The organism is Bradyrhizobium sp. SPXBL-02, assembly GCF_051853065.1.
Taxonomy (GTDB): domain Bacteria; phylum Pseudomonadota; class Alphaproteobacteria; order Rhizobiales; family Xanthobacteraceae; genus Bradyrhizobium.
The window spans coordinates 7,297,954-7,310,188 of the sequence record NZ_CP182474.1; the positions used below are offsets into that span (position 1 = coordinate 7,297,954).

10 protein-coding genes are annotated in these 12,235 nt (G+C 65.9%); 4 read left to right on the forward strand and 6 right to left on the reverse strand.

The annotated features are described in order from the left end of the window. Nucleotides 1-7: 7 nt before the first annotated feature. From ACNJYD_RS33835 to ACNJYD_RS33850, 4 genes are all read right to left on the reverse strand, one after another. Complete coding sequence (locus ACNJYD_RS33835) at nucleotides 8-1,084, reverse strand: sensor histidine kinase (protein WP_439364580.1); 1,077 nt, start codon at nucleotides 1,082-1,084, stop codon at nucleotides 8-10. Further along, entirely contained in the window at nucleotides 1,071-1,763 is a 693-nt protein-coding gene (locus ACNJYD_RS33840) for a response regulator transcription factor (protein WP_172788444.1), read from the reverse strand. The genes ACNJYD_RS33835 and ACNJYD_RS33840 overlap by 14 nt, the downstream gene beginning before the upstream one ends. A gap of 97 nt (nucleotides 1,764-1,860) precedes the next feature. Beyond that, the gene (locus tag ACNJYD_RS33845; RefSeq protein ID WP_212259847.1) at nucleotides 1,861-2,316 is read right to left on the reverse strand and encodes a hypothetical protein; all 456 of its coding nucleotides are present in this window, start codon (nucleotides 2,314-2,316) and stop codon (nucleotides 1,861-1,863) included. Nucleotides 2,317-2,617: 301 nt separating this feature from the next. Beyond that, entirely contained in the window at nucleotides 2,618-4,954 is a 2,337-nt protein-coding gene (locus ACNJYD_RS33850; protein WP_439364581.1) for a Tex family protein, read from the reverse strand. 1,273 nt (nucleotides 4,955-6,227) lie between these two features. Here ACNJYD_RS33850 and ACNJYD_RS33855 point away from each other — a divergent pair. Further along, nucleotides 6,228-7,331 (forward strand): ring-opening amidohydrolase, encoded by a 1,104-nt coding sequence (locus tag ACNJYD_RS33855; RefSeq protein WP_439364582.1) that lies wholly within the window; start codon nucleotides 6,228-6,230, stop codon nucleotides 7,329-7,331. 119 nt (nucleotides 7,332-7,450) lie between these two features. Next, the gene (locus tag ACNJYD_RS33860; RefSeq protein ID WP_439364583.1) at nucleotides 7,451-8,926 is read left to right on the forward strand and encodes an amidase; all 1,476 of its coding nucleotides are present in this window, start codon (nucleotides 7,451-7,453) and stop codon (nucleotides 8,924-8,926) included. Nucleotide 8,927: 1 nt separating this feature from the next. Here the strand turns inward: ACNJYD_RS33860 and ACNJYD_RS33865 are convergent, their stop codons facing one another. Next, a complete protein-coding gene (locus ACNJYD_RS33865; RefSeq protein ID WP_212259855.1) occupies nucleotides 8,928-10,154 on the reverse strand; it encodes an LON peptidase substrate-binding domain-containing protein in 1,227 nt (408 codons plus the stop codon). 182 nt (nucleotides 10,155-10,336) lie between these two features. Continuing rightward, nucleotides 10,337-10,657: a hypothetical protein gene (locus ACNJYD_RS33870; RefSeq protein ID WP_172788450.1), complete on the reverse strand. Its 321-nt coding sequence runs from the start codon at nucleotides 10,655-10,657 to the stop codon at nucleotides 10,337-10,339. 134 nt (nucleotides 10,658-10,791) lie between these two features. Between ACNJYD_RS33870 and ACNJYD_RS33875 the strand changes: the two genes are divergently transcribed. Continuing rightward, nucleotides 10,792-11,700, forward strand: coding sequence for a PaaI family thioesterase (locus ACNJYD_RS33875; protein ID WP_172788451.1), 909 nt, complete (start codon nucleotides 10,792-10,794; stop codon nucleotides 11,698-11,700). Nucleotides 11,701-11,768: 68 nt separating this feature from the next. Continuing rightward, entirely contained in the window at nucleotides 11,769-12,161 is a 393-nt protein-coding gene (locus ACNJYD_RS33880) for a hypothetical protein (RefSeq protein WP_246571973.1), read from the forward strand. Nucleotides 12,162-12,235: the final 74 nt, after the last annotated feature.

Genomic DNA, 12,235 nt, shown 5'->3' on the forward strand with positions numbered 1-12,235 from the left:
CCGAGCCTCACTTCGCCGAAATCGGCGGGAAGCTGAGCTCGACCTTCAGGCCCGGCGCATTATCATGCAGCGCAATCTCGGCGCCATGAAGCCGCGCGACCGCGGCGACGAGGCTGAGGCCGAGACCATTGCCCGGCGTGTAGCGGCTCTGCTCGAGCCGGTAAAAGCGCTTGAAGACATGATCGCGCTGCTCGGCGGGAATGCCAGGACCGTCGTCGGCAATCGAGATCACCGCGCCGCCATGGGCCCTGCGGCAGCTCACAATCACCTGCCCGCCCTTGCGGCCGTGCTTGATCGCGTTGTCGACGAGATTGGCGATGGCGTCGAACAAGAGGTCGCGGTCGCCGGTGATCGCGACCTCGCGGTCGCCATCGAAACTGAGGCGCGTGGCAACTTGCTCGGCGGCGGCATCGTAGAGCTCGACCACCTCGGCGGCGATCTCGGAAAGATCGAGCGCGCGGAAGGCGCCGGTGCGGGCGCGGGTCTCGATCTCCGAGATCCGCGTGATGGAGGCGAACATGCCGAGCACGGCATCGAGATCGGCGATGGTGTCGCCGATCAGCGCCGCATCCGCCTCGCTGTTGCGCGGGGCGTGATAGGCCTTTTCCAGCCGGCCGCGCATCCGCGTCAGCGGCGTGCGCAGATCGTGCGCGACATTGTCGCTGACCTGCTTGACCTCGCCCATCAGCGTCTCGATGCGGTCGAGCATCTGATTGAGGTTTTCGGCGACGCGATCCCACTCGTCGTTGCTGCCGCGCAAGGGGATGCGCTGGTCGAGGCCTGCGAGCATGATGGCGCGGCTGGTGGCATTGATCTGCTCGATCCGCCCCACGGTGCGCCGCGTCACCAGCACGGCCGCAAGCCCGGCGAGCACCAGCAGGAGCGCGGCGACGGCAGCCATCGCGAGCTCGATCATGCCGGTGAAGCCGTCATGATCGCCGACCGTGCCGAGCCGGCTCTCCACATAGGCCAAGGTGCCGAAATAGACGTACGCCATGATCGCCGCGACGATCATTCCGAACGCTGCGATCGCGATCAGCGCCAGGCGGAAGGTCGAGGAGCGAAGCGTCTTAACCAGGAGCACGGAGGCAATATCCGATGCCGCGGATGGTGTGGATCAGCGGATAGGCCTGGGCATCGTCGACCTTGCGGCGGACGCGGCCGACATAGACATCGATGATGTTGGTGGAGGGATCGAAATGCAGGTCCCAGACGTGCTGCAGCAGCATCGCGCGGGAGACGACGCGGCCCTCGTTGCGGACGAGATATTCGAGCAGCTGAAATTCCCGCGGCAGCAGCGGGATCTTGCGGCCGCGGCGAGAGGCGCTGCGCGCGATCAGGTCGACGGCGAGATCGCCGACGCGCAGCAGCGTCTCCTTGGCGATGGTCTCGCTGCGGCGGCCGAGCGCCTCGAGCCGCGCCAGCAATTCGGTGAAGGAAAACGGCTTGACGAGGTAGTCGTCGCCCCCGGCGCGCAGGCCGCGCACGCGGTCGTCGACTTCGCCGAGCGCGGAGATGATCAGGAAGGGGGCGGCAACGCCGTCGTCGCGCAGCTGGCGCATCACGCTGATGCCGTCGATATCGGGCAGCATGCGGTCGATGGTGATCACCGCATAGTCGCGCGCGGCGCCATGGCTGAGGGCTTCGCGCCCGGTGGCGGCGAGGTCGACGTCGTAGCCCGAAACCGTCAGCTCCTCGACGAGCTGGCCTGCGGTCTCCGGATCGTCCTCGACGACCAGGATGCGACGGTGACCTCCGGTCATGCAAAACTCCGCGCGACAATCGCCACCAGACTATCCCGTTCCGGGGCTGGACGGAACCGCCCGGTGGCGATCGCGACAATGGTGCGGCACGGCGATGCTAGTACCAATAGTCTCCGCACACATTGACCCATTGCCATCCATAGGGCGTCCAGCTCCTGCGCCAGCAGCCGTCATTGTAGCCGGCGTAGACATAGGGGGCGCCGAAGACGGCGAACCGACGGAAATGGTGGTGATGGCGGAAGCCGTGATGGCCATGCCAGCCCGCGCCGGCGAAGCGCGGCCCGATCGCCGCATGCGCGAACCGTGCCCCGCCGAAGCCGGAACCGCCGACGTGAGCGAAGCGCGCACCGCCCATGCCGCCAGCCCGCATACCGCCAAAGCCGCCGGCGTGCATGCCACCGCCGAAATGCCCAGCGCCGCCGAAATGGCCACCATGCCCGCCGCCGCCATGGCCGCCACCGCCAAAGCCGCCGCGCGCGAGCGCCGGTGACGCGACCGCCATCATGGCCGCGATCACGCTCGCCGTGAGGCCTTTGAGAAGCCTGTTGTTCATCGAAGCGTCCTCCTTGCCGTGCGGCCGCCTTGGCGCCGCCCGAGGACGATCAGATGAGAGCAAGGGACCGGCATCTTCAACTTACAAACGCGCCAGATTCTGACGCGGGTGTTAGGGGGCGCTACTCTCACCTCGTCATTGCGAGCGCAGCGAAGCAATCCAGAGTCTTTCCGCGGCGGGAGTCTGGATTGCTTCCGCCTTCGCCGAAGGCTTCGGCGGACAAGTCGCTACGCTCGCAATGACGACGTGGATGGAGCGAGGTCCGACCTCTCCCCGCAGAGAGCGGGGAGAGGTTAAGCGGTCACGCCCGCTTGCCGTTGTTCTTCTCCGCCGCGCGGCGCAGCGCTTCGGCGAGCGCGCCGCCGCCCGAAGACTCCTGCTTGCGCGGCGCGGACGAGGTCATGCGGCTGGCGTTGCGCTGATTGTTGTCGCGCTGCATGCCCGGGGCATCCTTCTTGGCGCCGACCTCGTCGTCGAGGCGCAGCGTCAGCGAGATGCGCTTGCGGGCGACCTCGAAGTCCAGCACCTTCACCTTGACGATGTCGCCGGGCTTCACCACCTCGCGCGGGTCCTTGATGTAGGTCTTGGACATCGCCGAGATGTGCACGAGGCCGTCCTGGTGCACGCCGATGTCGACGAAGGCGCCGAAGGCGGCGACGTTGGTCACGGTCCCCTCGAGGATCATGCCCTTCTTGAGATCCTTGATCTCCTCGACGCCCTCCTTGAACACGGCAGCCTTGAACGCCGGGCGCGGGTCGCGGCCCGGCTTTTCGAGCTCGCGCAGGATGTCGGTCACGGTCGGCAGACCGAAGGTCTCGTCGACGAAATCCTTCGGCTTCAGCGTGCGCACGACGTCGCCGTTGCCGATCAGCGCCTTGATGTCGCTCTTGGTCGCTTCAAGAATCCGGCGCACCACGGGATAGGCCTCGGGATGCACGCCGGAGGCATCGAGCGGATCCTCGCCGCCGAGGATGCGCAAGAAGCCCGCGCACTGCTCGAACGCCTTCGGCCCGAGCCGCGGCACGTCCTTGAGCGCCTTGCGCGACTTGAACGGACCGTTGGCGTCGCGATGCGCCACGATGCTCTGGGCGAGGCCGGAGCCGACGCCCGAGACGCGCGCCAGCAGCGGCGCGGAGGCGGTGTTGACGTCGACACCTACCGCGTTCACGCAATCCTCGACCACGGCATCGAGCGATTTGGCGAGCTTGGCCTGGCCGAGGTCGTGCTGATATTGGCCGACGCCGATCGCCTTCGGCTCGATCTTGACAAGCTCGGCGAGCGGGTCCTGCAGGCGCCGCGCGATCGACACCGCGCCGCGCAGGGTGACGTCGAGGCCGGGCAGCTCCTCCGAGGCGAAGGCCGAGGCCGAATAGACCGATGCGCCGGCTTCCGACACCACGATCTTGTTCATCTTCAGCTCGGGCAGCCCCTTGACCAGCTCGGTGGCGAGCTTGTCGGTCTCGCGCGAGGCGGTGCCGTTGCCGATCGCGATCAGCTCGACGCGGTGCTTGATCGCGAGCCGGCCGAGGGTCGCCAGCGACTCGTTCCACTGCCGCTGCGGCTCGTGCGGATAGATCACGGCGGTATCGACGACCTTTCCGGTCGCGTCGGTGACGGCGACCTTGACGCCGGTGCGGTAGCCGGGATCGAGCCCCATGGTGACGCGGGTGCCGGCGGGCGCGGCCAGCAGCAGGTCGCGCAGGTTCGAGGCGAACACGCGCACGGCCTCGGTCTCGGCCGAGTTCCACAGCCGCATGCGTAGATCGATATTGAGATGCACCTGGATCTTGGTGCGCCAGGCCCAGCGCACGGTGTCGATCAGCCAGCGGTCGCCGGCGCGCTTGAGGTCGGCAATGCCGAACCGCTTCATGATCTTCAATTCATAGGCGCTCGGCACGCCCGGCGGCGGCGCTTCCGCCTCGGCCTGGATCTGGAGATCGAGAATCTCCTCCTTCTCGCCGCGGAACATCGCGAGGATACGGTGCGACGGCAGCTTGGTCAGCGGCTCGGAGAAATCGAAATAGTCGGCGAATTTCTCGCCCTCGGTCTTCTTGCCGTCGCGCACCTTGGAGGCCATGCGCGCATTGGTCCACATCTCCTCGCGCAAGCTCCCGATCAGGTCGGCGTCCTCGTCGAAACGTTCGACCAGGATGGCGCGGGCGCCGTCGAGCGCCGCAGCGGCATCGGCAACGCCCTTCTCGGCATTGATGAAGCCCTCCGCCACGACCTTCGGATCATTGCCAGGCTCGGCCATGAGCTGATTGGCGAGCGGCTCGAGGCCGGCTTCCTTGGCGATTTCCGCCTTGGTGCGGCGCTTCGGCTTGAACGGCAGATAGATGTCCTCGAGGCGGGCCTTGCTGTCGGCCGCCATGATCGAGGCCTCGAGCGCGGCATCGAGCTTGCCCTGCTCGCGGACCGATTCGAGGATGGCCTTGCGACGGTCCTCGAGCTCGCGCAGGTAGACCAGGCGCTCCTCCAGGGTGCGCAATTGCGCGTCGTCGAGCGCACCGGTCGCTTCCTTGCGGTAGCGGGCGATGAAGGGAACCGTGGCGCCGCCGTCGAGCAGCGTCACCGCCGCCTCGACCTGCTCGGCCCGAACCCCAAGCTCCTGCGCAATCTTCTGGTTGATGTTGGCCACGCGAGATTCCCTCTATCCTAGCACGCGGGCGCGGGGGCGAACCACCGGCCGCGGGACGCCGCTTATGGACCAACCAAGGTTGATTCATCAAGGTGCGGCGCGCAATCGTCGACAGAGGATTTTTTGCCCGACCGATGCGATCTCGCCACATTCGTCGATTTGAGGCCGCGCTCTCGTGTCCCGGACGCAGCGCAGCGCGCCAGCGATGCGGTGCAGAGCCGGGACCCAGAGGCGGCACGGGAATACGGCGAGATGGGCCCCGGCTCTGCAGCGCACCGTCGAAGGGACGCTGCCATAGCGCGTCGAAGACGCGCGTAAACGCGCTGATGGCGTCCGGGGCACGAGAGCGGAATATGTCGCGCACACTCTCCTCCTCGTCATTGCGAGCGAAGCGAAGCAATCCAGAATCCCTCCGTGGAAAGACTCTGGATTGCTTCGCTGCGCTCGCAATGACGGAGTATGAGGCGATCACGTCGTTCTTTCAGCTGGCATTCAGCGCGCAGACATGCCTTTGCATCCTCGCGGCGGAATAGGCCCGAGCTTTGCCTGGTCACGACACCCTCTGTCAGAGGGCGCAGGGAAGACCGGGTGCCGGCCGGGCACCCACGGTCCACTGTGCGAAGGTTGCGCTACAAGAGGCTGCACAGCGGCATACAGGTGAAGCCCAACAACCGGCCTTCCCTGCGCAGTGGTTTTACGGCTTATGCCGAGCTCTCCCCGGGGAGCGTTGCACTATTGCCCCCGTCGCCTTGCCGATAACTAACGCGCGCACCCGGTTGGGCCGCCACATCACCGCAAGACTTGACGCACAGACCCCGGGCGTCAGGACGACACGGTTTTGCCGTACGCCGATCACACCGGTCGTGTGCGCGAGGTATTTCGCTCACGGTTGCCCGCCCTGCGAAACCCTTCGCGCCGGTGTAACGAGCGTCCACCACGGCTCACCCCACGTTCGTGACGATCGCGATACGCCCCTCTGACAAGGGATGAGGTGGCGGGAGAATGCGACAAATCGGAAATTCTGTAAAGGCGAATCTTTTCGCGCATGCGGATTGACCAGCCGATCGGGTGTTTTGCCCGTCGGGCAACGCAAGATCTTGTAGGGCGGATTAGCCGAAGGCGTAATCCGCCGCTTTGATCCCCGCGGAGACAGAAGAGGCGGATTACGCTTCGCTAATCCGCCCTACGCACTTCCGTCGGGGCTACGGTCTTGACATCACCCCCGTTCCACGGCTGGTGGGCTCGCCGGGCCACCGAACTCCAAGGACCAATCATGCGAACGACATCGGTCGGCGTCTTCAGGATCGCCACCACGGGCCCCGGCGACGTCTCCGGCCTGATGGACTTGATCGGGTCCGGCGCGATCGACCCCCACGCGATCCTCGCCGTTCTCGGCAAGACCGAAGGCAATGGCGGCGTCAATGATTTTACCCGGGAATACGCGGTGGCCGCGCTATGTACGGCGCTGGCACCCAAGCTCGGCCTGTCGCCGGAGGCAGTCGAGCAGCGCATCGCCTTCGTGATGTCCGGCGGCACCGAGGGCGTGCTGAGCCCGCACATCACGGTGTTCACGCGCAGCGAGGCCGAGCGCCCGGCGGGCCTGTCCGGCAAGCGCCTGAGCATCGGCATGGCGCACACGCGGGATTTTCTGCCGGAAGAGCTCGGGCGCTCGGCGCAGATCACCGAGACGGCCAGGGCCGTGAAGGCTGCGATGGCAGACGCCGGCATCAGCGATCCCGCGGACGTCCATTTCGTGCAGATCAAATGCCCGCTGCTGACCAGCGACCGCGTCGCGGCGGCACATGCGCGCGGCAACACAACGGCGACGACGAGCTCCTACAGCTCGATGGCCTATTCGCGCGGCGCCTCCGCGCTCGGCGTTGCGGTCGCGCTCGGCGAGATCGCCTCCACCATCAGGGACGAGGACGTGCTGCGGCGCTACGACCTGTTCTCGAAGGTCGCCTCGACCTCGTCGGGGATCGAGCTGATGCATAATGTCGTCATCGTGCTCGGCAACTCGGTATCTTCAGCGAGTGAGTTCGAGATCGGGCATGCCGTGATGGGGGATGCCATCGATGCGGCGGCGGTGACCGCGGCATTGGAGAGCGTCGGGCTTGGTGCAAATCCGCAGCCGGGCCGCGCGCTCGTCAACATCTTCGCCAAGGCGGAGGCCTCGCCTGACGGCAGCGTGCGCGGCTTTCGCCACACCATGCTGGAGGACACCGACATCAGCTCGACCCGCCACGCCCGCGCCGCGGTCGGCGGCCTGATCGCGGGCCTTGCCGGCACCGGCGCGGTCTATGTCTCCGGCGGCGCCGAGCATCAGGGACCCGCCGGTGGCGGCCCGGTTGCAGTGATCGCACGACTGTCGGATTGAGACGGCCTTCCTCTGCGACCCCTCCGTCCCATGCAACCCTGCCCCTCGCGGCGGCTCGGTTGATTCACGCGGTCCCTTGCGAAAAAGGTGACGCCGCACCTTAAGGGGACTTTGACTTCATGACTTTGCCGATGAGCTGGAATGAATGGGCGCAGCACGATGGCGTCGCGCTAGCGGGGCGTGTCCGCAAGGGCGAGCTGACGGCGAAGGAGCTGGCGCGCCAGGCCGCCGCCGGCGTTGCCAAGGTCAATCCGGCGCTGTCGGGCGTGGTTGAGCTGTTCGAGGACGTGATCGCCGATCCCGCCAAGGACGGCGCCAATCTCGCAGGTCCCTTCGCCGGCCTGCCCTTCCTGATGAAGGACCTCGGGCCGACCATGAAGGGCCGGCTGCAGGAGATGGGCTCGCTGCTGATGCGCGGCAATCGCGCGAGCGCCGATACGTTCCTCACCGGTAAATTCCGCCAGGCGGGGCTCAACCTGATCGGACGCACCACGACACCGGAATTCGGCGTGTGCTCGTCGGCCGACAACCCCGCCGTCTATGTCACCCGCAATCCCTGGAATACCGATTACACCACCTGCGGCTCGTCGGCGGGCAGCGCCGCGATGGTCGCCGCGGGCGTGGTGCCGATCGCGCATGCGACGGACGGCGGCGGCTCGATCCGCATTCCCGCCGGCGTCAACGGCAATATCGGCCTGAAGGTCTCGCGCGGCGTGTTCTCGCTGGCGCCGCACATGTCCGACCTCACCGGCCTCGTCTCGATCCAGGGCTGCCAGTCGCGCAGCGTGCGCGACACTGCCGCCTTCGTCGATCATGCGCGCGGGCCTGCGCCCGGCGAGTTCATGCCGTTCTGGACCACGGCGCAGCCCTATTGCGAGATGATCAAGCGCGACCCGGCAAAGCTTCGCATCGCGCTGTCTCACACATGGGGCAACTACACCGCGACGCCCGAGATCGCCGCCGAGCTTGAGAAGACCGGACGCTTCCTCGAAGGCCTCGGCCATCACGTCGACTACGCGCTGCCGGAGATCGACCTCCCCGCCGCCTTCGAGGCGCAGACCACCTGCTACATCTCGAACTTCGCGGTGGTGATCTCCAACATGCTCGCCGCGCGCGGACTGGAAAAGCCGCCGGAGGATCTGATCGAGCCGATGAACATCCGCATCTGGGAGGCCGGGCGTCACACCAGCTTCGCCGAGCGAGCGAAGATGCAGGCCGTGTTCAACACGACCTCGCGCGGCTTCGGCAGCTTCTTCGAGCAATGGGACGTGATCCTGACCCCGATCACGGCGCTGCCGACGCCGAAGGTCGGCACCAGGGAATATCTCACCATTTCCGACAACCCCGATGTGCGCGACTGGTTCGACAATCTCTGGCGCTTCTTCGCCTTCACGCCGCTCGCCAATCTCTGCGGCATGCCGGCCATCTCGATGCCGATGGCGGCGCAAGACCACGGCCTGCCGCTCGGCATCCAGGCGATCGCCAAGCAGGCCAATGACGGCCTGCTGCTGCAGCTCGCCGCCCAGATCGAGCGCGCGCTCGACGGCAAGTGGAACGGCGGGAAGACCGCGAAGGTGCATGTGACGAAGGCGTGAGTTAGCCTTTCTCTTTGCCCGCCAATCGCACAATGGCCTTGTCTACGCGAAAGCGCGACACGCCCTGATCGGCGAGCATGCGGGCTGCAGGGCTTCGCATCTCCGGAAAGAGAGCAACGAGCGCATTGACCCCGGTCACTGCGGGATTGCCCACCTCCTGCGCGTGAAGCACGGCGCGCTGGTCGACTCGCTCGAACGCCGGCGTAGGCACGGCGCTTCCGCCCTCGATCACGATGTGCTTGAGCTCATTGTCGAGATACTGCGTAAGGCTTTGTCTCAGCTTGCCAAGATCGGCGTCGCAGGCGCTCATCACGGCGGAGGCGTCCGCATCATCGGTCAGGGCGAGCAGCAGATGCTCGAGCGTCGCGTATTGATGGCGACGCCGGTCAGCATGATCGAGGGCCCGTCGTTTCGTGGCCACGTAATTTGCCGAAACCGGGCGCTGCGGCAGGTCGAGCAATGCTTCGATCCGCTCGAGCCGTGTCATGGGATCGAGCGTTGCCAGCAACTCATACTTGTCCTTGATCGGCAACTTCATCCGCGTCGCAACGATATCGGCGATCTGTCCGGGATCACGGGTTTGATCAAAGAACAGCCAGATATCCGGCACAATAATCCCATGAACCGCCGTGTAATCCTGGAAGCGCTGATAGATCCTTTGGATGAGATCCCTTGCATTGCGGGCAACTCCCTCGCTGACGTCGACCACCTCAGCCCAATAGGCGGCCGACTCGGTAGCGAAGCCGCGTAGCTCGACTCGCCGCAGTCCCCGCGTCAGCACCCTGAAAGTGCCATCTGCGAGCGGTTCGAGTTCGAGCAGCTGGGCCACGATACCGATGTCGTAGACGTCGGAAAATCGGGGATCATCGACGCCCGCTTCCCTCTGAACCGCCAGCACGACCTCGCGTCCGCCTTCAAACGCCTGGTTCAGGGCCTGGAAGGAGCTCTCTCGGCCCACAAACATCGGATATGTCGCATTTGGAAACGGAACGAGATCGCGGAGCGGAACAGCGGGATAGAGCGCCGTTGTGGTCTTCGGCTGTGCGACCGGCGCCGCCGTGTCACGCCGTTCGGCGTGAAGCAGCGCTGAGAGCGTATTCCAGTCAGCAACACCCAGCATCCTCGATACGAGCTCGAGACTCTCGCTGTGGCTGATGGTGACGGCCTTGGTGGTCAGGGATTCGCGCAGGGTGTGCGCCATAGCCTTGGCATCGCGAAAATCGCGCATCGGTTCGTCCTCTGCATGAGCGATCCAGGTGTGTCAGGTGGTTGCGTTGCTGACCCGGTCGCTCGGGCAAAGGGGGCCGATCAGGGCTCGATACGTTCACCATTCCACGGAGGGTGCAACCGGCAGGTCGTATCAACCTGCGCGAAAGGTGGCGCAAAGAAAGTTTGCTGTCAATTGCGATCTCAGTTCTTCACTGCCGGTATCTCCTCCGCCACCGGCTGCTTCTGACCCTGCTGATACATCGCCAGCGCCTTGTCGAGGGCTTCGCGCAGTGCCAGCGCCGCAGCCACACTGCAACGTAAGTGCGCGGTCTGGACCACGTCGACCCTGACGGCGGCGCCGACCGGCATCAACAGGTTCGCGGCGAGCTCGATCTGGATCGCGCCGTTGTGGTGGCCGAAGCAGGATGCGCCGTCGAAATAGATGATCGGCGCCCGCTCCGAGCTGGAGCTCGAAATGGTGACGGGCCCCTGATTGGTGGCGGGCGTTTCGGGGTCGGCCATGGGCGCTCCTTGCAGTTCATCGACGAACGAAGCGCCCACCATCGGCGCTTCGGCCCGCCCTGTCGAGACCAAACCGCCCCGTGCGTGGCCCATTCGGGGTTTTGCGCGGCCCGGCACTGGTCTAGAACGTCCCCATGAACACCTTACCGACCACGCTTGCCTTCGAGGAACTCGCCGAGGCCATCAAGGACCGCCGCTCCGATTATGGCCACATCAGCGGGCTCCAGCTCGACCGCTTCGCGCCAGCCGAGGCCTGGTCCAGCCTGCCCTACCGTGCGGTCTTCGTCGGCGACACCGAGACCGGCGTGCTGCACGGCGGCGTCGTCACTGCGATGCTGGACGAGAGCTGCGGCATGGCGGTGCAACTTGCGCTCGACGGCACGCGCGCCATCGCAACCCTCGATCTGCGTATCGACTACCAGAAGCCGGCGACGCCGGGTCTCGACATCAAGGCGCATTCGGTCTGCTACCGCACTACGCGCTCGATCGCCTTCGTACGCTCCACGGCCTATCAGGAGTCCGAAGACGATCCGGTCGCGACCGCAACCGCCTGCTTCATGATCGGTGCCAACCGCACCAACATGCTCGCCGACCGCCGGATGGATGCGCGCAGCATCCCGACGCTGGAGGCGCCGGAGGATCCGGACGGGCCCTTTGCGCGCAGCCCGTTCGCGCGGGCGCTCGGCATCCGCATCAACGATGACGGCACGCTGACGATGCCGTTCTCGCCGCAGATCATCGGCAATCCGATCCTGCCGGCGATCCACGGCGGCATGACCGGCGCCTTCCTCGAGACCACCGCCATCATCGGGGTGGCGCGCGAGCTCGGCGCTGCCGCACCGCCCAAGCCGATCGGCCTCACCGTCAACTATTTGCGCTCCGGTCGCGCGCTCGACACGTTTGCCGACGTCTCGATCGTGAAGCAGGGCCGACGCATCGTCGCTTTCGAGGCGCGGGCCTGGCAGGACGATCCGGAGAGGCCGATCGCCACCGCTTTCGGTCACTTCATGCTGCGTCCGACGCCTGGAAGCGACGAGGAATAAGCTCATTTTGACTTGACGGCCGCAGGTCCGGCCACAACGATAGCGCGCGCTTCGCGAGAGGAATTGGATTGCGGCATCCGCTCGACATCGTCGCCATGTTCGCCGCACTCTGGCTGCTGGCGTCGATGGTGCTCGACGCGCTGACGCCGAAGGAGCTGACGGCGATCATGATCGGCATCGCGATCGGACCCGCCATCGTCGTCACCGCCGTGTTCTACTACCTGCGCTGCCCGCGAACGGATTTTGCGGTGATGTTCGCAGCGCTGTGGCTGATCTCCGATATCGCCATCGCCTTCATCTCGCCGAAGGAGCTGCCGCATTTCCTGATCGCGCTCGGCTTCGTGCCGGCGCTGCTGATCGGCATCGTGCTGCACTGGCAGACCTTCACCTCTCCCCGGCGGGGAGAGGTCGGATTGCGCAGCAATCCGGGTGAGGGGCCGCAGCACCCGGCGAAACCTTAACCCCTCACCCGGATCGCATTTTCAATGCGATCCGACCTCTCCCTTCGGGAGAGGTGAACCACCGCGCCAGCTGA

What these genes read in the sequence shown, in the direction of transcription:
- ACNJYD_RS33845 (WP_212259847.1), bottom strand. Translation starts at nt 2,316, where the DNA reads ATGAACAACAGGCTTCTCAAAGGCCTCACGGCGAGCGTGATCGCGGCC.
- ACNJYD_RS33865 (WP_212259855.1), bottom strand. Translation starts at nt 10,154, where the DNA reads ATGCGCGATTTTCGCGATGCCAAGGCTATGGCGCACACCCTGCGCGAA.
- ACNJYD_RS33855 (WP_439364582.1), top strand. Translation starts at nt 6,228, where the DNA reads ATGCGAACGACATCGGTCGGCGTCTTCAGGATCGCCACCACGGGCCCC.
- ACNJYD_RS33875 (WP_172788451.1), top strand. Translation starts at nt 10,792, where the DNA reads ATGAACACCTTACCGACCACGCTTGCCTTCGAGGAACTCGCCGAGGCC.
- ACNJYD_RS33870 (WP_172788450.1), bottom strand. Translation starts at nt 10,657, where the DNA reads ATGGCCGACCCCGAAACGCCCGCCACCAATCAGGGGCCCGTCACCATT.
- ACNJYD_RS33840 (WP_172788444.1), bottom strand. Translation starts at nt 1,763, where the DNA reads ATGACCGGAGGTCACCGTCGCATCCTGGTCGTCGAGGACGATCCGGAG.
- ACNJYD_RS33860 (WP_439364583.1), top strand. Translation starts at nt 7,451, where the DNA reads ATGACTTTGCCGATGAGCTGGAATGAATGGGCGCAGCACGATGGCGTC.